The organism is Prosthecobacter sp., assembly GCF_034366625.1.
GTDB lineage: Bacteria > Verrucomicrobiota > Verrucomicrobiia > Verrucomicrobiales > Verrucomicrobiaceae > Prosthecobacter.
Window position 1 is genome coordinate 1093458 of sequence record NZ_JAXMIH010000006.1, and the last position, 21361, is coordinate 1114818.

Genomic DNA, 21361 nt, shown 5'->3' on the forward strand with positions numbered 1-21361 from the left:
CCTTGCCATGAAAGCCACCAACACCCGTTTCATCGTCCTCGCCGGTCTCTGCGCTGCGGCGGCGCTGGCTTATCTCACACGCAATGCGGTGGGGACGGCGGAAAGCACGATCCGCGCGGACCTAGGGCTGACCAAGGAGCAGTCCGGCTGGTTGAGCAGCGCGTTCTTTTGGTCGTATGCGCTGTGTCAGATTCCTGCCGCGGCGCTTTCCCTGCGCTTGGGTGCGCGTCGCGCACTGCCCTTGTTTGCGGTGCTCTGGTCCCTGGCCACGGCGCTGTTTGGCATGGGTGGATTTGCGTCGATGGTCGTCTCTCGCGCGCTGGTGGGCGTCGCGCAGGCGGGTCTGGTGCCGGTGGCGATTTCGGTGATGGCGCGATGGATTCCGCGTGCGGGACAGGGCCTGGCCTCGGGCGCCTTCGGTGGATTCATGTCGGCGGGCAGCATCGTGGGCGCGCCTTTGACGGCAGCGCTGGTGCTCACCTGTGGCTGGCGGCCGATGTTCCTGTGGTATGCGCTGCCGGGCATCGTGTGGGCCGTGTGGTTCACCCGTTGGTTTCGCAATCATCCAGCAGAGCATGGGGCGGTGAATGAAGCGGAGTTGCAAATGATCACCGTCGGCTCGGAACGTGCGCAGAATGTGGATGCAAAACCACCTGCCATGCCGTGGCGGCTGCTGATGACGAGTCCGGCGATGTGGTGCATCTGCGTGCAACAGGCGTTTCGTTCGGCGGGCTACATTTTCTTTGGCACTTGGTTCACGACGTATCTGCAGGAGGCACGCGGTGTTGAACTGATCACCTCTGGCTGGCTCACCGCACTGCCGCTCATAGGCGATCTGACCGGTTCGCTGCTTGGTGGAGCGGTGTCGGATGCGGTGCTGCGCAAGACCGGCAGCCAGCGACTGGCCCGGCAGGGCATCCCGGCCATCGCGCTGTTTGTTTGTGCCTGTCTGGTGTTCTCGGCCTGGTTTGTCAGCAATGCGCTCGCAGCGGTGCTGATCATCAGTCTCGGCATGTTCTGCGCGGCCGTGGCCAATCCTTGCGTGAGCACGGTGATGATGCATGTCGGCGGCTCGCACGTCGCCACGGTCAGCGGGGTGATGAACATGTGCGGCAACCTCGGCGCGGCGGCGTTTCCGGTCGTGGTGCCGTGGCTCCTGGCCAATGCCGGTGGCTGGGATGCGGTGTTGATCGGCTTCACGGCGCTGTATGCCAGTGCCGCGTTGTTCTGGCTGCTGCTCAAGACCAAACCAAACATGTTCGACGGCACATCCGCTCACTGACCAAACGCGAATAGATGTTTGTCCGTGCGGATGTAGATCACACCATCGACGATGGCCGGCGAGGCGAACACGGAGGCTTTGAGATCATTGCGCGCGAGGACGATGAGCTTGTCACTCTTCGCATCAAGCACGACGACCGTGCCGCGTTGCGACGTGATGTAGATGCGACCGTCGGCGGTCACGGCGGAGGCATAATAATCGCCTGCAGCCTCGACACGCTCGGCTTGATAAATCGGGCTGCCGCTTTTGGCGTCGTAGGCAGAGGCAAGGCCGCCGCCTTTCATCGTGAAGACACGACCGTTCGCCACGATGGGCGACGAGACATACGGCAGATGCTTGTTCACCTGCCAGACGACGTGCGTGTCGGTAATGTCGCCACTGCCGCCGGGTTTGATGGCAAAGAGCTGATTCACAGCATCCGCAAACATGCCTCGTATGACTTCATACTCGGCCTTCGTCACCTTGCCGTCCTTGTCGGCGTCAATTTGCGAGTAGCGGTCTTTGATTTTGCCCGTTGGAAACTCCGCGAGCGTTAGCAAGCCGTCTTTGTCGGCATCATGCGCCGCCACGAAGGTCTCGTGCGGTTCCATTTCGACGCGATCATCGTCATCGCCGCCGACATTCCAGCTCACCAGCAGCAGCACGCCATCCGCGGCCACCGGGCTCGCATTCGATACGCGCGCCATGCCGCGCACGGACCAGCGTTGTTTGCCATCCTTGAGATCATAACTCCGCGTCCAGAGCGATCCGCACACGATCAGCTCCTCGATGACATCATGCTTCCAGACGAACGGCGTCGAAAAGCCGCGCCGGAACTCGCTGCGATCCACGCGCCACACTTCCGCGCCCGTTTTCACATCCAGCGCGATCATGTAACTGCCCACATCCTGATCCGCGACGATGATCACCTTCCCATCCGCGATGATCGGCGAGGCACTCGTGCCAAACTCCACCACAGGCGCGGGCAGCGGCTTCTTCCACAGCTCCTTGCCGTTCCAATCATACGCCAGCACGCCATAGCTGCCGAAATACGCGATCAAGCGCTCGCCGTCCGTGCAACACGTCGGTGCGGCGGGACTGCCGATGCGATGTGCGCCTTCAATCTTCTCCGCCGGAGCCGCCACACGCCACAGTTCGCGACCATCGGCACGATTCAGGCAAAACGTGACCAGCTTGCCACCATCGAGTCCGGTAAGCGCGATTTTGCCGCCCCAAATGCACGGCGAGGAATGTCCCAGCGGCACTTCGACCTGCCATTTCATCTCGCTCGAAAACTCCACCGGCGGCTTGCCGCTGCCGATTCCAAGTCCGCCTTCGCCGCGAAATTGCGGCCAGTTGGATTCAGCAAGGCAGGTGGAGGCAAGAATGGAAAAAACGAGGCTCAGATGCTTCATGAAGCCAGAACGTGACGTTGAGTGCGGATGATTCAACGACTGCTCCTTCTTCCCCTCGTTACTCTCATCGCCCACGCGGAAGTGCGGGTGATCGCTGATTTCGAGGGCGGTAACGCCGAGGTCGTGAAACTTGATCAAGCCACGAAAACCCTGCGCGTCATGCCCGAGCAGCGCGAAGGACGCGGCTGGCCGTGCTGGTGGTTCTTCAAGCTTGAAGGACTCACCGTGGGCGAGGAGTTCACGCTGGAAGTGCAGGCGCAGACGAAGCCGTTTCGCGAGAAGACGGTGCTGGCGGCTGCTTGGTGCCAGCCGAAGCAGGCCTGGATCAGTGTTGATGGCACAACCTGGAAACCATCGGTCAAAGGCACGCTTAGCGCGGAGAAGGTGATGAGTTACACGATCAAAGCAGAGGCTGCGCAGATGTCGCTGGCATGGGGGCCGCCGTTTGTGCCGTCGGACGCGGACAAACTGCTTGCTGACATCGTCACGAAGCTGCCGGAGGCGAAACGCTTCGAGCTGGCGAAGACGCGTGATGGCCGCCCGGTGCATGGCATCCGCATCGGTGATGAAAACGCGCCGCATCAAGTCTGGATCGGCTCACGGCAGCATGCGTGGGAAGCTGGCGGCAGCCAGGTGGGGCGCGGATTCATTACTTGGTATGCCAGTGATGAAGCGAAGGCTCTGCGCGCGAAAACCTGCCTGCACTACATCCCGATCATGGACGTGGACAACGCCGCCATCGGCGCGGGTGGCAAAGAGGCGGTCCCGCGCGATCACAACCGCGACTGGGCCGCCGCGCCGATCTATCCCGAGGTCGCCGCCGCGCAGCGCATGATTCGCGACATCCACACAAAGCACGGACTCGATGTCTTCATCGACCTGCATAACCCTGGCAGCGATGATCCGATCTTTTTCTTCGGCCCCTTCGCTTTCGAGCGCATGACAGGCATCCAGCAGCGCAATTATCAGCGCTGGATCGACATTGCCGCCGCCAGCATCATCGAGCCGCTCAAAGTGCAGCCGAAGTATCGCTTCGCGAACTATGTGAAGACGGATGAAGAGCGCGGACGCATGAGCAGCGGCTGGGTGCGCGCCAATACAGGCGACTCCACGATCTCCGTCACGCTCGAAACCGGATGGAACAGCCCGCTCATGTCCGTGGAAGGCTACGGCAAGGTCGGCGCAGGTCTGGGACGTGCGCTGGCGGCTTACATCGGCGAGAATCCACGGCGCGAGTGATGCTATTTTGTGAGCAGCAAACGCGTCCAGACGTTCGCCGGCATCATTCTAGGCATCATCGTTCAGCGCCAGTCGGAGTGTTGTGAGCACCGTCTGGGCGGTGTAGGGCTTGGGCAGGAAGTGTTTCACGCCCATGCCTGCGGCCCTGGCCGCGCCGCTGTCATTGGCGAGTCCGCTGGCGGCGATGATTTTGACGCGGGGGTTCAAGTGCTTGAGCACATGGATGGTGGCGGGACCATCCATGATGGGCATCATCATGTCGGTCAAAACGGCGGCCACCTCCGCCTGATGCCGGGTGTAGAGGGAGACAGCCTCCGTGCCGTCGGCAGCGACCAGGACGCGATAGCCGAAGGCTTCCAGTGTCTGCTTGGTGATGGCGCACACAGCCGCCTCATCATCGACGATGAGAATCAACTCGCCCTGGCCGCGCGGGTTCATGTCCTCCTGCGCGGCCATCGCATCCTCAGTGGGGGAAAGGTTGGCCGGGAAGTTCACCAAGAAAGTCGTGCCTTGGCCGGGTTCGGTCTCCACGTTGAGGAAACCATCGTGGCTTTTGACAATGGCAAGAACGGTGGAGAGGCCAAGCCCGGTGCCTTTGCCCAGTTCCTTGGTGGTGAAGAAGGGATCGAAGATTTTCTCCACGACTTCCGGCGGGATGCCGGTGCCGGTGTCCGCCACTTTGAGCATCACGTAGGCACCCGGCCTGGCGCCTGGATGTGAGGCGGCATAGCTTTCATCCACGCTGATGCTCCTGGCGGAGATGGCGAGGGTTCCACCGCCGGGCATGGCATCGCGCGCATTGACACAGAGGTTGAGCAGCACCTGATGCACCTGGGTGGAGTCGCCGAAAAAGGCGGGGAGGGCCGCGGGAAGATCCACGTGGCAAAGGATGTTCTTGGGGAAGGTGTCCTGGAGGAGGTGCTGCATTTCCTCGATGATCTGCCGGGGAGTGATCATCACGCGCTGGCCTTCGACGCCGCGGGCGAAGAAGAGAATCTGCCGCACCATGTCGGCGCCACGTTTGGCGCTGGTCTCGATGGTGCTGAGCATGGATCGCGCGCGCTCGTCCCTGCTGGTGAGGCGGAGCAGCTCGATCGACATCAGAATAGGGGCGAGCACGTTGTTCAGATCGTGCGCGATGCCGCCCGCGAGGGTGCCGATGCTTTCCATGCGCTGGACGCGAAGGTACTGCTGCTCGAGCTTCTTTTTCTCGGTGATGTCTGTGTTGATGGCGAGGATGCTCTTCGGGCGACCGGTGGCGTCGCGCACCAGCGTCCAGCGGGCCTCAATCAAAATCTGAGTGCCCGTCTTGGTGACCTGCTGAATCTCCCCGTGCCATTCACCCAGCCTGATGACTTCTTCGATGGCCTTTTCAAATGCGACAAGATCACGATAGATCAGCTCGGTGACCTTGCGCCCGATGACCTCCTCGGCAGTCCAGCCATAGAGCTGCTCGGCGCTTTTGTTCCAGTAGGTGATGCCGTGCTCCAGGTCGCGCACCAGGATGGCATCGCGCGCCTTGTCCAGCAGTGATGCCTGCTCTCGCAACCGATCTTCGGCCTGTTTGCGTCCACTGATGTCCCGGGCGAGGCCCACGACGCGGTAGGTTTCACCGCTGGCGTTCTGCACAGGGAAGGCACGGTCACGTATCCAGCGCAGCGAACCATCTGGTCGCAGGATGCGGTATTCTTCATCGTAAGTTCCGTCTATCTGCCGCGTGGTGGCGGCGTGAAGGACACGCTCACGGTCTTCGGGATGAATGGCCTCCAGCCAAGTCCGCGGGGAAGCATGAAGACTATCGCAGGTGCGGCCCCAGACGGTCTCATAGGCGGGGCTGATGTAGAGCATCTGGTTCTTGGTGGTGTCGGTGACCCAGAAGACCTCTTGAATGTTTTCTGCCAGTTGGCGGAAGCGCTCTTCACTCAGGCGCAGCGACTCTTCAGCCAGCTTGCGTTCGGTGTTATCACGAACTGCAGCGATCAGGTAGTCGCGGTCCAGCTTGACGTATCGAACGTTGACCTCCACAGGGAAAGTCGAGCCGTCTTTTCGTCTGTGCCGGCCTTCGAGAATTTTGAAGCCGGTTCGACGCACTTCGTCAACGTGTCTGGACCATGTGGAAAAATCCAGGGCCATGGCTTCAACATCTGGCACGCTCATGGACAACAGCTCGTCGCGGCTATAGCCCAGCCGGAGACAGGTGGTTTCGTTGACATCGAGAAACCGGCCTGTTTCCGGGTCAATCACCTCAAATCCGTCGCTCGAGTGCTCAACCAATGTCCGGACCAGATTCAATGACATTTCGATCCGTCTGCGTTCGGTTTGCAGACGTTTCTGCTCAAGCGCCTGTTTGATTGAGGCACCCAGCCTTGCGAGGCGGTCCTTGAGCAGGTAATCGGTCGCGCCCAGTTTCATCACATCCACGGCCACATCTTCACCGATGGTCCCGGAAATGATGATGAAGGGGGTGTCCATCCCGCGGTGTTTCAGCAGCTCCAGCGCGCGCGGTCCGCTGAACTCCGGCATGTCGTAGTCGGACAGGATGATGTCGAGATCAGGCTTGAGCCGGTCAAGATAGTCGTGCTCAGTTTCCACCCGCTGCCAGTCAGGATCAAATCCGGCCCGGCGCAGATCTCGCAACACCAGCTCGGCATCATTGGGATTGTCCTCGACGATCAGTACACGCAGGGGCTGGGGCATCCTAGTTTTCCAGCTTGGGTGGTTGGTTGAGCAGCAGCCAGTACATGCCCAGTTCCTGGACGGCTGCGGAGAAGCCTTCAAAGTTCACCGGTTTGACGATGTAGCTGTTGACGCCCAGGGCGTAGCTTTTCACGATGTCCGCCTGTTCCTTGGATGAGGTGAGCACGACGACGGGGATGTGCTTGGTGCGTGGGTCGCTTTTGATGCGTTGCAGCACCTCCAAGCCATCCACCTTGGGCAGTTTGAGGTCCAGCAGGATCAGCTTGGGCGTGTCCTCGATCCGGCGTTCGGCGTACGGACCTTCGCAAAAGATGAAGTCCAGTGCCTCAGCACCGTCACGGGCGATGTGGATGTGGTTGCCGAGGTTGGCGTTTTTCAGCGCCCGGCAGGTCAGCTCCAGGTCTTCCGGGCTGTCCTCGACGAGCAGGATTTCGATGATGGGTAAAACATTCATGAGGGTGGTTCTTCTTCGAGGGTGAAATGAAAGGTGGCTCCTTGATCCATGACCGACTCCGCCCACACACGCCCGCCGTGACGATGGATGACGCGCTGCACGATTGCAAGGCCGACTCCGGTGCCTTCGTAGTCCTCGGCCCGATGCAGACGCTGGAAGACGCCGAACAGCTTGTGGGCATAGCGCATGTCAAAACCTGCGCCATTGTCGCGCACAAAGTAAGCATTGATGCCATCTTCCGTTCTGCAGCCGATCTCGATGACCGCAGTCTCACGTTTGCGGCTGTACTTGAGGGCGTTGGAGAGGAGGTTGACCCAGACCTGCTTCAGCAGCGTGGGATCGCCTTCGCATTCAGGAAGTGATTCGATGCGCAGGTCGATCTGGCGGCCCTCACGCTGGCTCCCCAGTTCATCCAGCGCTGATTGCACGAGCATCCGGGGGTCGATCTTCTGCTTGTTCAACGGGGCGCGGCTGAGCCGGGAGAACGTCAGCAGGTCGTCGATCAATTCCCCCATCTTTTGCGTGTTGCTGCGGATGATCTGCAGATAGCGCCGGCCTTCTTCAGGGAGTTGCGGGCCGTAGTCCTCCAGCACGGCGCGGGAAAAGCCATCCATCGCGCGAAGAGGCGCGCGCAAATCGTGGGAGACCGAATAGGAGAAGGATTCCAGCTCCTTGTTGGCAGCCTCCAGCAGCTTGTTGGCAGCCTGCATTTTTTGGGAACTTTGGAAGACTTCCGCCTCCATCTGCTGCAGCCGCGCGTTCAAGGCGGCATCGTCTTGAGCGGGTCGTTGTTTGTACCGCACATACTCGGTCACCTCCTCCACGCGGTGGATGATGTGGCGGACACGACCGTCCGCATCCAGCAGCGGTGAGTTCACCGGGCTCCAGTAGTGCTCTTCAAACGTGCCGTCAGGACGGCGCACATCGTATTTTTGAATCGCCATCGTGTCGGCAGTGGCATTGTGCAGCACGCGCTCCAGCGATGCGCGGAGGTTCGAGACACCGTCTGCCGCCGGATCATCCGGATTGTCCGGGAGTACTTCGAACAATCCCCGGCCCAGAATGCCTTCGCGTGTCGCCAGGGTGGCCTTGAGGTAGGCGTCGCTCGCGGCCACAATCGTGAAGCCAGGCGTGAGAACCAGATACAGGCCCGGCAGTGACTCGAAGAGACTTTGGAGTTCGGCCCGGCTGCTGCTCAATTCAACATTGACGGCCTCAAGCTGGGCGGTGCGTTCGATCACACGTTGCTCCAGTTCGGCATTCAACCGGCTGATCTTCGCCTTCGCCTGCTTGCGCTCGGTGATGTCCGCGAACATGGAAACCACCACCGGCTCCTGCTCATCGGAGAAGTCGATCAGCTCCATGGAAATCACGGCATCAATCAGGCCTCCGTTTTTCCGCCGGAAGCGGGTCTCATAGTCGCGAACAAGCTCGTGAGCCTGCAGCCGTTTCATCAGCATGGTTCGTGTGGCCGGATCATCCCACAGAGCCAGCTTCACCGACGTCTGGCCGATGAGCTCTTCACGTGTGAGATCGAAGAGCTGGCAGTAGTGCTCGTTGACCTCGATGAACCTGCCATCCTGCATCGTGGTGATGCAGATGGCCCCCGGGTTGGACCGGAAAACCTTCGTGAACCGTGCCTCGCTCTCGCGCAGCGCCTCCTCGGCCTCCCTGCGCGCGGTGATGTCTTGGATGACCGCCAGCGTGCGCAAAGGATGACCGCCCTCGTCGCGGATGAGCGAGGTGCTGACGTTCACCCAGACAATCCGGCCGTCTTTGCCAACGTAGCGCTTCTCCAGGCTGATCCCTGAAACGTCACCGCGTGTCAGGCGCTCATGAGCGACCTTGTCGTTCGCTTGATCCTCAGGATGTGTCAGTTCAACGAACGTCTTCCGCAGCAGCTCCTCCTCCGAGTAGCCGGTGATCTCACAGAGCTTGGCATTGACCCGCAGGTAACGGCCGGTGTGGGGATCGACCTGTGCCTTGCCCACGGCGGCCGAATAAAAGCTGGCGCGAAATTCTTCTTCACTGGCGCGCAGCGCCTCCTCGGCCTCTTTGCGTTCGGTGATGTCGCGCAGGATCACCGTGTAAGTCTTCTGTCCGGCCACTTCGGCGTGAGAAATGGAAGCTTCGATGGGGAATTCATCACCGTTCGCACGCACGCCGCTCAGCGTTCCGAGGGAGCGCATCGAGCGCGAGGTATGGCTCGTCTGCCCGAAGCCTTTCACATGCTTTTTGTGCGCCTCCCGGAAGCGCTGGGGGATGAATCGGTCGAGGGGCTGATTCAGCGCCTCCGCTGCAGAGCAGCGGAACATCGACTCGGCGGCCGTGTTGAACAGCACGATGATCTGGTCGCTGTCCACGCTGATGATGGCGTCCATCGCGGAACTCACGATGTTGCTCATGCGCGCCTCGCTACGTTGAATGGATTCGTGCGCGGCCACCAGTTCTTCGTTGGCAGCCCGCAGCTTCTCATGCAGCACGGCAAACAACAACCCCACGCCGCTGAACACCCCCAGTCCCAGCAGCATGCGCGGCTCTTCGATCACGAAGGACAACTGCGGGGGCTCAAAGAAGTACCAGACCAGCATTACGGATAACGCGGTGCCCGCCAGCCCGCCCCGCCAGCCGCCAATCCATGAGCTGACGAAGACAGCAGGATAAAACAGCACAAACACCAACGGCTTCAGCCAGAACCAAAGAGCCCACTGCATGCCCAAAGCCACCATGGGAGGGGCCAGCGCCAGCAGTATTTGATGCCTCGTGCCTGAGCCTTGCTTCACCTGGCGCACCCCCGTCGAGACGCACGACATGGGCAGCAGCCTCCATCCTCTGGCGAGGACGACGAGGCAGCAGAGGAATCAGGCATGAAGGATGGCGCGTACATCTTTACCAACGATAATGATTCATAAAAGACAAAATCGCGGCTACATCTTTCTGCACATATGCTTAGTGACAAATAAACAAGCATTCAGAGTCGAGTGGCGTTAGACGCCACATCTACTCCGTGCGGCTGGTCCTTGTCACCGAATGACCGCAGCCACGGCCTTGAGCAGGGCCTCCGAAATACTCATTTCGTCTTCGGCCTCGAACGGTAGCGCTCCGCGAGCCGGGTGTGCCGTGACTCCAGCGATTGATCGACACCGCTGATCCACAGATGCTTCACCTGACTGCGGATGTCGAGAATGTCGCCTGTGGCGGCGAATAGCGAGGCGTCTTTGCCAGCTTCGATGCTGCCAAGCTGATCGCCGAGGCCATGAATCTGCGCGGGAATGAATGTGATGGATGCCAGCGCGGCATCGGCGGGTAATCCGAAGGCCGCCGCCTGTGCAGCGATGTAGGGCAGATTGCGTTGGCCGGAGGCACTGGCCTTTTCAAGCCCCTCGCTGATCGCCACGGTGACGCCCGCTTTGTGCAACACAGCAGGCACGCTGAACTGCACGTCGTAGCTGTCGGAGCCGCGTACCGGCAGCGTGAAAACTTCGGTGTAAATGACGGCGACTTTGCGTTTGGCCAGTTCTTCCGCGTGCATCCAGGCATCGCGACCGCCGAGAAGCACGAGCCGCAGTTTGGGATGCGCCTCCGACCAGGTCAGAGCGGCGCGGATTTCACGCTGACCGTTCGCATGAATGATCAACGGCACATCGCCACGCAAAACAGGCCGCATGGCCTCCCAAGCGGGCACTTTTGGGCTTTTCGCATCGCGTTTGGCCCAAGCCTCGGCGTCAGCGAAAAAGCGCTCGATCTCCCGCACCTTCTCCTTCCGTTCGCGGGCCTGTTCGTCGAGAGATTTGGCATCCGTGGGCGCATTGGGGCCCGGAACCTTCAGTGAATGGCCCGGCCAGACGAGATGCATGGCTGTATGGCGGCGCACGAGCATGTCCTCAATCGTCCAGCCGCGTGCGGCCATCATGCCGGAGCTGCCGGTGATGAATTTCCCCTGCGGCGTCGGCGCGAAGTGCGTGATGCCGTTCGCACGCGCCACCGGGATCAACTCGCTGTCTGGATTCACCGCGTTCCATGATTCGACTTCGGGCGTGAACTCACCCGTCTCTTTATCGTCCACGACCGCACGCAGCGCGGGGATCTCGACGAGACCGAGATCCGTACTTGGACTCACAAGACCGGGATAAAGATGCAGACCCTTGAGTTCCAGCACGCGATCCGCCTTTTCATCAATGCGTTCCGCAACGGCGGCGATGCGTCCATCACGAATGAGCACATCACCTGTGGTGAGCGTGCCATTCGCGACCGTGTGAACCACCGCACCGCGCAGCAGCAAGGTGTCGGCGTGCGCGGTTGTGAGCGCGAGGAGAAGAAATGAGATCAGTTTTCCCATGAGAGCGACCTTTCCATGCAGCAGTCCACACACAGGTGGTTTTGACGTTCTTCGAGCGTGCGGAAGAAGAATCGCGCCTTGGCCTTGTCATCAGCTGGAGCGCCGCCGCTGCTGCCAGTGGCGATTTTTTTGGCCTTGGCAATCAGCGCGAGTCTTTCGGTCTGCCGGGAGTCGGCACGACGTTTCGCAGCCTCACGCTCGAAGTACTGTTTGCCTTCGATCCACGTTTGCAGGCAGATCGACGACGTGGACAGCGGATGACCGCTCCAAATGACGAAATCGCCATCTTTACCAACTTCAAGCGAGCCGACCGATTTGTCGATGCGGAGCTGTTTCGCCGGATTGAGCGTCACAAACTTCAGTGCTTCCTCTTCGGAGGTGCCGCCATATTTCACGGCTTTCGCCGCTTCGAGATTCAAACGACGCGCATGATCTGACGAATCGGAATTGAAGGACACGAGCACACCGCGCTCGCGCATGATGCTGCCAGCGTGTGGAATGGCGTCATACACTTCCAGCTTGTAGGCCCACCAGTCGGAGAAAGCCGATGCGCCTGCGCCGTGTTTGGCGATCTCATCGGCCACCTTGTAGCCTTCGAGGATGTGCTGAAGCGTGCCGACACGCACTTTGAAGCCCTCCATCACGCGCAAAAAGGCGAGGATCTCATCCTGTCGGTAACTGTGGCAATGCACGAGCCGCTCACCGCGAATGATCTCAGCGATGGTCTCCAGTTCGAGATCACGCCGCACCGGCGGCCCGCCCTCGCGTTTCTGCTTCTCGATCTCGGCCATGTATTGCTGCGCGGCGGTGAATCGGTTTGCGTGAAACGCAGGAACGCCCATGCGCGACTGTGGGAAGCGCGATTTGAAGGCGTCGCCCCAGCCGGATTGTTTCACGTTCTCGCCGAGCGCGAACTTGATGCCGCCAGGAGCGCCTTTGAACTTCAAATCCTCCGGCGCAGCGCCATCGCGCAGCTTGATGACGCAGTTTTGCCCGCCAATCGGATTCGCCGAACCATGTAGAAGATTCGTGGTGGTGAGCCCGCCAGCGAGTTGCTGGTGAATCGTCTCCGATTCGGAGTTCACCACATCTTCCACGCGCACCATCGCGGTCGAGGGCAGCGTGCCTTCGTTCACACCGCCCATGATCATGCTGTGACTGTGGCAGTCGATAAGGCCCGGAGTGATGTGAATGCCGGGAATGTCGATCACCAGCGTGTCTGCTGCCAGTTCCACCTTGAAGAGGCCGACATGCGTGATCTTTCCATTGGTGATGAGCAGATTCGCGTTTTCGATGCGTCCTTTCGGTCCGCAGGTCCAGATCGTGGCGTTCTTGACCAAGACTGACTTTGTCGAGAGCAGCGGTCCGCGATCCTGCTGAGCGGCCGCGGCGGTGAGCTTTTCGCGCAGCGCCTTCTTTTCCGATTTCTTCGCCTCGTCCTCATCGCCTTTTTTGTCCTTGGCGTCCTTTTTGTCGTCCTTGATCGGCGCCTGGAACTGACGTCCGTCGATCCAGACTTCACGCACGCGGGCGTCTTCATCGAAGTAGCCGCCTTTCTCCACCACCGTGAGATGCGCAAGCTTTCCGGCCTCGATGGTGCCGAGTTGATCACTCACGCCACAGAGTTTGGCGGGCACGGTGGTCAGCGCGGCGAGCGCATCGTCCGTGCTGAGACCGCGCGCGATGGCCAGACGTGCGTTGGTGCGAAATGAACTGCGTTTGGCCAGTCCGTGCGTCGTGAGCGCAATCTCCACGCCCTCGCGGGGCAGCAACGCGGCATTGCTCGGCGCATGATCCCATGCGCGCAATGTTTCAAACGGTACCGCGAGCCAGTCGTCATCCTCCGGCAGCTTCGCAACCTCCGGAAAATCCAGCGGCACGATGAACGGTGCCTTTGCCGCACGCGCCAGCTCCGGCCTGCGCCATTCTTGACCGCAGGCGAGTAGCGCAGGCTGCAAATCGAACTCACGCGCCAATTGCACCGCGCGCTCCACCATCAGCACGCTGGCCGGCTCAAACAGCACCGGCATCTTTTTCTCCGCCGCAGGCAGCAGCGCCTCCAGCGATGAGTCCTGCGCCGGACGCGGACGATCCTTGGCATGCTTCGCATAATGCGCGTGATCCGCCGCCTGATGCCGTGCATCGAGAAACGTCTGCCGCACCACCGCGATCACGCCCATCAGCGATGCGGGATAGGCGCGTGGATTTTTGTCCTCATCTTCATCCGCTCCTGAGCGTGGCGAGTCGATGCTGACATGCTGAAAGGTATCCGGTCGAATGATCGCCACATCCGGATCACCGGACGCCAGCGACACAAACGTGCTCACACCGCGGATCACCCCGGTGTCCGGGACGACATTCGCCGCCGTGAAGCCTTCATGCCGCAGCGCATCGAGTGATTTTTGCGACGGTGCATGCTCCCGCGCCATGCGTCTCTCGGGAGTGACGACGGATTTGGCACCCGGGCCGCCTGCCGCAGAATTCACGCCGAGAAACGGCGCCGCAGCTCCCGAGGTGAGCACACCTTCTTCCACCGGTGGCCCGCCTTCTTCGGGTGCGTTGCGCGTGGACTTCGCGAACGACACATGCGCGTCGATGAAGCCCGCATAGATCGTCGTGCCCGTCATGTCATGCACCCGCGCATCTTTGGGCACATCGACCTTGGCCCCCACGGCCACGATGCGTCCCTCGCGCAGGATGATCGTACCCTTTTCAAGTTCCTTCCCCGGACTCGTCACCACACGCGCGCCGACCAGCGCATGACTCGAAGCCTCCAACGGGCGCAAGCCCGGCGGACGCAGCATGTCCGCAGCAAACGTGGCGGAAACCACGGCGAAACCGAGCGCCCAAAGAAAGCGAGTTTTCATGGACGGCCATTCAGCCGTGAGCGCGACAACTTTGCAAGCCTGGAAGTCACTCCAGCCGCCATGTCGCCTGCCGCAGCACGGCGAGTTTCAGCTCCGCCATTTTTTCATACCACACGCTGAGCAGTGTGCCGTCCGGCAGCTCCACGGTGCTCGGGTAGCCGAGATCGCCGCCGATCCCGTCGCCGGAGAGAATGATCGCATCGCCCCAGGTTTTGCCATTGTCGGCGCTGATGCGTGCCTGGTTGCCAAACGGCTTGCGGCGGTGGCCGTAGCTCATGACGAGCCGTCCGTCGCGCAGACGCAGCAGATGCGAAGGCAGGCCCCAGACACCGATGGAATGCGGCACGCTCCACGTCTTCCCGCCGTCAGTGGATTCGGATTGCAACGTCTCGCCTTTGTTCGCGGCGTTGTGATTGCGAATCTGCGCGATGAGCGTGCCATCCGATGCCTCGATGGCGTGCAGTTCGTGATAAGACTTCGTGGCGTCATCGCCCTGGCGGGTCGGAATCTCCGCCAGCCATTGCCAGGTGAGGCCATCGTCCTTCGACTCGGCCACGCCGATCTTCTTGTCACCGGACCACAACTGCTTCCCGGCATAGAGCAAACGACCATCCTTGAGCTGGATCGGCCCATGCGGGCTGTTCACGATGGTGGGAATCGGCTTGGACCACGTTTCGCCGCCATCGGTGGAGCGCAGCACCCATTCGCCGAGCTGGGCCTGGCGTTCAGCATCACTGAGCTTTTCATGCGCGGCCTTCCAGCGTGCATAGCGCTCCGCAGGCATCGCTTTGGAAACCCAGCCTTTGTCAGTTAGTTCAGCCATCGCCGCGGCCTTCTTGAACGAATCCTCATAAGCCAGAGACGTGAAGGTGGTGACCAGCAGCGTGCCTTTCTCCGTCTCCAGCACGCCGGAGTCACGATCATCGATTGGTCCGTCGTAAATCACCCGTGGTGCGGACCACGTGCCGCCATGATCCGTCGATTTCATCGCCACGACTTTCCCAAACGGACACACATGCGCCTCGCGTCCTCCGGAGCACGTCACCCACAGCTCGCCATTCTTCCGCTGCGCCACCGTCGGCCAGCCATGATAAAACTCCGGCTGCTGGGAGATGACTTTTGTTTCGATGATCTTCGCACCCGGCGCGGCACCACGGCCTATGAATGGAAAAGCGAGCGCGGTGGCGGCGATGAATTGACGTCGGCTGGTGATCATGGGCTGTGAATTACGTCCTCCCACGTTTGGTTTTGGCAGGTCATTTCCGCCGCACGAACTTCTGCACCCGAGCACCGGTGCCCTCAGCCACATAAACGGCACCATCAGGGCCAACGGCGATGTCATGACCGAGCTGAAACTGGCCGGGTTCTTTGCCATGGGACCCAAAAGAATCGAGCACTTCGCCTGCGGCATCGAGTTCGACGGCCTTGCCGCGTTCGGAGAGCCGCAGCGAGGGCGAACCACCATCAATGACAAAGATGTGGCCGTTGGAACCAACCGCCACACCGTAGGGTTTGCCGATCTGCGGGCCTTTCCATTCGTGGAGGAAGCCACCCTTCGCATCGAAGACCTGCAATCGCTCGTTCTCGCGGTCACACACGATCACGCGGCCCTGCGCATCGACCGCGATGCCGTGTGGCAGGTTGAACTCTCCCGCGCCTTTGCCTCTCGTGCCCCATTCGAACTCATACTTGCCCTCGGCGCTGAATTTCAACACGCGCGTGTTCTTGTAGCCGTCACTGACATAAAACGAACCATCGCGCAGCACGGCGACATCGGTGGGCAGGTTGAAATGCGCAGGGTCATTGCCCGGCACGGATCGTTCCCCAAGCGTGAGAAGCACTTTTCCCTCCGGCGTGCATTTGAAGATCTGATGCAAGCCCACATCGGTAAGCCATAGATTGCCTTCCTGATCGACCGTGAGTCCGTGCGGCATGATGAAGCGGTTTTCACCCCAGGTGCTCAGCAACTTGCCCGTCGCACCATCAAACATACTCACCGTCGGCTGCGCGATCGGCTCCTTCGGAAACGGATTCGACCACTTCCGTCCGCTACGATGAAACACAAACACCCGGTTCTTCGCATCGACACCGACTCCGGCGCAGAGGCCGAGCACATGCCCCTCTAGCAGTTTCGGCCAGTCGGGCACAACTTCGTGATGCGTCTGCGCGAAAACACTCGCGGCGAAAAGGCAGAGCAGAGAGATGCGGCACATGGCGGGGTTATTTAAGCTTCCACACCTTCACATCATCCACCTGCGCGGATTTGTTCACGGCGAGGGTGATCATGCGCTTCGTCGGATGCGCGATGCCTTCGCTGCTGAAGCTGCCGGTTTCCACGCCATCGATTTTGACGGTCATTTTGTCGCCCTCGACGGTGATGTGCATCGTGTGCCAGTCTTCGGGCTTGAGATCGAGTTTGAAGGACTTGGTCTTGGTTTTGAGCAGCGCGGCGAGCTCGGGCGATTTGTCACCCGCTTTGCGACGCTCGTAGTTTTTCAAGTCCATGACGCCCGTCTTGGAATCATTGAGAGTCACACCTCGTCGCGTCACTTTGGCCATGCAGAGATGACCGGCGTGGACGGTCTTCAATTCGCGATCCACGAAATCGACACCCAGATCGTCGCCTTCACCGAGTTTGAAGCGCAATTCGACAACTCCGTCCTGAAACTCGACGTTGTGGAAGATCGCGACACCGTGATCGGCCTCGGCGTGTTTGGTGACGTGCATGACGCCGTCCTTGAGATCGACCTGCTGGTGGCCTTTGGCGCGCCACGCGCTGTTGCTGGTCCAGCCGTTGCCGATGTCTTCTTTGCCCGGCGTGGCTTCATCGCGGGCGAAGTCGTCGGAGAAGAGCAGCGTGGGTTCGGCTGCAGAGAGCAAAGAGCAAAGGGCGAAGAGGATGAGGAGCGGGTTCATTGGGGAAAGATCATTTGGATTGTATGGCGGACTTCATCGGGTAATCGAGCGTGAACTGGTGCTGCTCCAGGTCGTGGACGTGCGGGGTGTCATCGACGAGGACTTGCTGCTTCACATCGTAGGTGAGGGCGTGGATGCGGTTTTCGGCGGGGACGAAGCGCAGCAGGCGCAGGACGGGCTGGCTCATGTAATCGCTGAGCATGGAGGTGACGGGATGGCCATCATCAGCGGGTGTGGTGAGCTTCAGCGCGGTGACGCGGCTTTGATCGCCACAAAAGATGAGGTGGAGGTTGGCGTGCTTGCGGAAGAGTTCGTTCCACATCTGCTCGCCGGTATTGCCGCGTGCGCCGTGGATTTTGATCCACTTCATGCGGCCCTTGGGATCATGGATGAAGCCTTCCTCGGTCTTCGGCTTGTCGAGAATACCGAGATCCATGTGCGTGGTGATCAGAGCGCGGCGAGTGGCGTGCTCCGAGAGCAACGCATCAGCCCAGGCAAGCACGTCATCAGGTGCATTGCACTCCAGGCTGAGGTGGATGAAGTCCATGCCACCCGCGCTGAAGAGCTGGGCGCTGTTTACATTGTTCGCGGAGACGTTCTGACCCTTGCGGCTGTGCGCGTAGCTGCCGAGATACCACGGATATGGGGTAAAGCTGGCCGCCGGGAAGTGCTGCTGATACTGGCGCGCGTCGCCCTTGCTCGTCATGTCGTGATTGCCGACAGTAAGGCTGAAGGGCACGACGCCACGTAGTTGATCGAGGTGCTGCTTCGCCACGGACCATTGGTCGGTGTTGTTCTTGTCCACGATGTCACCCACATGGCTGACGAAGACGATGTTCTGATCCTCCCGGTGCTCGCGAATCCACTTCACCTGCGTTTCGAGGTTCGCATTCGTGACGGGGTCGGTGCTTGTCGGCGTGGCTTTGCAGCCCTTGCCTGTGTAGCTCTGCGTGTCGGGAATGATGACCATCGTGAAGGCCTCGGCGGGCATGACTGGCAACGGCTTGGTGCCGATCATGCGCTTGGCGGCGGCTTGACCGAACAAGGAGCCGCAAAAAAGGGCCAGGGAGGCAATGACGAGGATCTGCTTCATGCGAGGAAGCGAAAACGCAGCCGCTGAGGCAAACTTCCGCGCAATGCGGCGGCGTGACAGCTCGTTTCCACCGCATGACCCGATTCCGCGCTGTTTTCGCTCTTCTCTTCGCCCTCAGCCCTTCGCTCTTCGCCGCGAAGCCTAACATCATCGTCATCATGGCGGATGACCTTGGTTACGGCGACGTGGGTTGCTACGGCGCGAAGGCGGTGAAGACGCCGAACATCGACAAACTGGCCGCCGAGGGCCTGCGCTTCACTAGTGGCTATTGCAGCGCCTCCACCTGCACGCCGACGCGTTTTTCGCTGCTGACGGGAACATACGCGTTTCGCCAAAAAGGCACCGGTGTGGCTCCTCCGAATGGTCCGGCGCTGATCAAGCCCGGCACGGAGACAATGGCCTCGATTTTAAAGAAAGCGGGCTATGCCACCGCAGTGATCGGTAAATGGCACCTCGGTCTCGGCGATCCGAAACCGGACTGGAATGGCGATTTGAAGCCCGGGCCGCTCGAAATCGGTTTTGATCACTGCCTGCTGCTTCCGACCACGAACGACCGCGTGCCGCAGGTGTATGTGGACGACCATCGCGTGAAAAATCTCGACCCGAAAGACCCTCTGTGGGTGGGCGACAAAGCACCAGATGAAAATCATCCCACCGGCCTCACGCATCGCGACACGCTGCGCATGAACTGGACGCATGGTCACAACCAAACCATCCACAACGGCATCGGCCGCATCGGTTTCTACACCGGCGGAAAGGCAGCCCGCTTCCGCGATGAAGACCTCGGCGATGCGTGGATCAAGGAGTCGAACCAATGGATCGAGGCGCACAAGGATCAGCCCTTCTTCCTCTACTTCGCCAGCCACGACATTCATGTGCCACGCATGCCGCACGAGCGTTTCCAGGGGCAAACACCGCTCGGATTTCGTGGCGATGCCATCGTGGAGTTCGACTGGAGCGTGGGCGAGATCATGAAGACGCTCGACCGGCTCAAGCTGGCCGAAAATACACTCATCGTGCTCTGCTCCGACAACGGTCCCGTGCTTGATGACGGCTATGTGGACGGCGCGGTGGAGAAACTCGGCTCCCACGAGCCTGCGGGGCCTTTTAGCGGCGGCAAATACAGCGTTTTCGAAGGCGGCACGCGCACACCCTTCATCGCGAAGTGGGCTGGACGCATCAAGCCGGGCGTGTCTGATGAAGTCGTCTGCACCGTCGATCTCGCGGCTAGTTTTGCGGCGCTGACGAGCACTCCGCTGGCCGAAAACGCCTGCCTCGACAGCCAGAACATCCTTCCCGCGCTTCTCGGAGATCCCGGTGCGAAAGGTCGCGAGGCCTTGCTTCAGCAAGACAACAACGGCAACAACCTCGGCCTCCGCATGGGTGACTGGAAGCTCGTACGGATGAAGAACAAAGGCGCGTCCAAAGCCGTGGTCACGAAGAAGAAGCGCGATGATGCCGGTGGCGTGCATCGGCTTTATTATCTGCCGGATGATGCGGCGGAGACAAAAGACGTGAGCGCGGAGCAGCCGGAGAGGTTAAAGACGATGATCGCGAAGATGAATGAGATCGTCGCAGCGGAGCGGACGAGGAAGTAAGCCCGCTACTTGCCTTCCTTCGCCCACTGCTTCATGAGCGCGATGTTTTTCGCGACCTCGGGATTGTCTCTGCCGAGATACTCCACCATGTCGCTGTCATACATGGCTTCGGATTCGGGACCTTTGTCTTGAGTGTCGGTCATCCATTGATCGAGTTTGGAGCGGTGGGATTCGAGCTGGGTTTTGAACCCGGGTTTGGTGGCGAGATTGGTGAGCTGGAAGGGATCGTTCTGGTAGTCGTAGAGTTCCTCAGGTGCGCGTGTGGGGCTGAAGAGCAGCGATTCGGAGATGGCGGGCAGTTTGCCATCCGCGTGAAGCGAACGCAGTGTCTGCACGATGGTTTTGCCGTCCTTGTAGGCATTGGGCTGGAGATGCGGACGTTGGGGATGGAAGTTGCGGATGTAGAGGAAGCGATCTGTGCGCACGCTGCGGAGGCGCTCGATGGTTTCATCGCAACGATCCCGCGCGGCGAAGATGGCCTCGCGTGGCTGGTACTCCTTCGCTAAGATGTCGCGGCCCTGCATCTTTGCGGGGAGCGGAATGCCTGCGGCGGCGAGTGAAAGCGCGCCCATGTCGATCTGCATGACGAGATCATTCCGCACCGCGCCTTTGGCGATGCCAGGGCCGCGCACGACGAAGGGAACGTGCGTGCCCTCATCATAGAGGAACTGCTTGCCACGCGCATGGCTGATGCCGTGATCGGTCATGAAGATGATGAGCGTGTTCTCCAGCAGGCCTTCGCTCTCCAGCCGGGCGATGACGCGGCCCACATGCTGATCGGTGAAGCGCACGGCGTCGAGGTAGGCGGCCCAGTCGCGCAACAACACCGGATCACGCGGATAGTAGGGCGGCAGCGTCACGTCATCCGGCTGCACGGCCTTGCCAAAAGCCTGCTCCGCGCTGCGTGAAAGCGCCTGCGCCCTTTCATCAGTGCCTCCGCGCTGTTTGCCGCCGCTGAGCTGCACCTGCATGAAGAAGGGCTTCTCGCCGCGTCCGGCCCAGTCGTGGCTGTTATAAATGGTGCTGTCGTAATCGAAGTTGTAGTCGGTCTTGCCGAGTCCGCCGGCTTTCTTCTTCTTGCCTTCTTTCACCTGCGACACTCCGCTGCCGATGCAGGTGAAGTAGCCCGCCTTCTGAAACAGCGCCGGCACAGGCTCCACGCCCTCCGGCAGATGGATCTTCATCTCACCACGCCCGCTGCGATGATGATGCGAGCCGATGGTGGTCTGATACATGCCCGTGATCATCGCCGAACGACACGGCGAGCACACGGGCGCGGTGACGAAGGCGTGCGTGAACTTCGTTCCCTCCGCCGCGAGCTTGTCCACGGCGGGCGTCTGGATCAGCTTCTCGCCGTAGCATGAGAAGTTGGCCGACATGTCATCGACGACGAACCAGAGGATGTTCGGCTGCGCCGCCGCGAAGGCGGAGAGCAGCGGACAGAGAGCGAAGAGCACGACAAAGCGGAGGAGCATTCGCAGG

14 protein-coding genes are annotated in these 21361 nt (G+C 60.5%); 3 read left to right on the top strand and 11 right to left on the bottom strand.

Annotated features, from left to right (window positions below; genetic code table 11):
* The first annotated feature begins 7 nt into the window (after nt 1-7).
* Nucleotides 8-1282: an MFS transporter gene (locus U1A53_RS07275; protein WP_322279941.1), complete on the top strand. Its 1275-nt coding sequence runs from the start codon at nt 8-10 to the stop codon at nt 1280-1282.
* Here the strand turns inward: U1A53_RS07275 and U1A53_RS07280 are convergent.
* Nucleotides 1276-2676 carry a PQQ-binding-like beta-propeller repeat protein gene (locus U1A53_RS07280; RefSeq protein ID WP_322279942.1) on the bottom strand — a complete coding sequence of 467 codons (1401 nt, stop codon included), beginning with the start codon at nt 2674-2676 and terminating at the stop codon, nt 1276-1278. The two genes, U1A53_RS07275 and U1A53_RS07280, sit on opposite strands and share 7 nt — an antisense overlap.
* A gap of 27 nt (nt 2677-2703) precedes the next feature.
* On the opposite strand from U1A53_RS07280, the gene U1A53_RS07285 reads away from it, so the two are divergent.
* Nucleotides 2704-3915 carry a M14-type cytosolic carboxypeptidase gene (locus U1A53_RS07285; protein ID WP_322279944.1) on the top strand — a complete coding sequence of 404 codons (1212 nt, stop codon included), beginning with the start codon at nt 2704-2706 and terminating at the stop codon, nt 3913-3915.
* Nucleotides 3916-3963: 48 nt separating this feature from the next.
* Here U1A53_RS07285 and U1A53_RS07290 read toward each other — a convergent pair whose 3' ends face one another.
* The 9 genes from U1A53_RS07290 to U1A53_RS07330 form a co-directional block, all read right to left on the bottom strand.
* On the bottom strand, nt 3964-6612 hold the full coding sequence (locus U1A53_RS07290; RefSeq protein WP_322279946.1) for a PAS domain S-box protein: 2649 nt from the start codon (nt 6610-6612) through the stop codon (nt 3964-3966).
* A gap of 1 nt (nt 6613) precedes the next feature.
* A complete protein-coding gene (locus U1A53_RS07295) occupies nt 6614-7066 on the bottom strand; it encodes a response regulator (protein ID WP_322279948.1) in 453 nt (150 codons plus the stop codon).
* A complete protein-coding gene (locus U1A53_RS07300; protein ID WP_322279950.1) occupies nt 7063-9879 on the bottom strand; it encodes a PAS domain S-box protein in 2817 nt (938 codons plus the stop codon). Before U1A53_RS07300 ends, U1A53_RS07295 begins: the two co-directional genes overlap by 4 nt.
* Nucleotides 9880-10136: 257 nt before the next feature.
* The gene (locus U1A53_RS07305; RefSeq protein WP_322279951.1) at nt 10137-11405 is read right to left on the bottom strand and encodes an amidohydrolase family protein; all 1269 of its coding nucleotides are present in this window, start codon (nt 11403-11405) and stop codon (nt 10137-10139) included.
* Nucleotides 11393-14272: an amidohydrolase family protein gene (locus U1A53_RS07310; RefSeq protein ID WP_322279953.1), complete on the bottom strand. Its 2880-nt coding sequence runs from the start codon at nt 14270-14272 to the stop codon at nt 11393-11395. The genes U1A53_RS07305 and U1A53_RS07310 overlap by 13 nt, the downstream gene beginning before the upstream one ends.
* Before the next feature lie 46 nt (nt 14273-14318).
* Entirely contained in the window at nt 14319-15488 is a 1170-nt protein-coding gene (locus U1A53_RS07315) for a sialidase family protein (RefSeq protein ID WP_322279954.1), read from the bottom strand.
* Between the two features lie 40 nt (nt 15489-15528).
* On the bottom strand, nt 15529-16485 hold the full coding sequence (locus U1A53_RS07320) for a peptidyl-alpha-hydroxyglycine alpha-amidating lyase family protein (protein WP_322279955.1): 957 nt from the start codon (nt 16483-16485) through the stop codon (nt 15529-15531).
* Nucleotides 16486-16492: 7 nt separating this feature from the next.
* Nucleotides 16493-17188, bottom strand: coding sequence for a family 16 glycoside hydrolase (locus U1A53_RS07325; protein ID WP_322279957.1), 696 nt, complete (start codon nt 17186-17188; stop codon nt 16493-16495).
* 10 nt (nt 17189-17198) lie between these two features.
* The gene (locus U1A53_RS07330) at nt 17199-18281 is read right to left on the bottom strand and encodes a metallophosphoesterase (RefSeq protein ID WP_322279959.1); all 1083 of its coding nucleotides are present in this window, start codon (nt 18279-18281) and stop codon (nt 17199-17201) included.
* Between the two features lie 74 nt (nt 18282-18355).
* Here U1A53_RS07330 and U1A53_RS07335 point away from each other — a divergent pair, with 74 nt between their 5' ends.
* Entirely contained in the window at nt 18356-19879 is a 1524-nt protein-coding gene (locus tag U1A53_RS07335; protein WP_322279961.1) for an arylsulfatase, read from the top strand.
* 5 nt (nt 19880-19884) lie between these two features.
* Here the strand turns inward: U1A53_RS07335 and U1A53_RS07340 are convergent, their stop codons facing one another.
* Nucleotides 19885-21354 carry a sulfatase gene (locus U1A53_RS07340; protein WP_322279962.1) on the bottom strand — a complete coding sequence of 490 codons (1470 nt, stop codon included), beginning with the start codon at nt 21352-21354 and terminating at the stop codon, nt 19885-19887.
* Nucleotides 21355-21361: the final 7 nt, after the last annotated feature.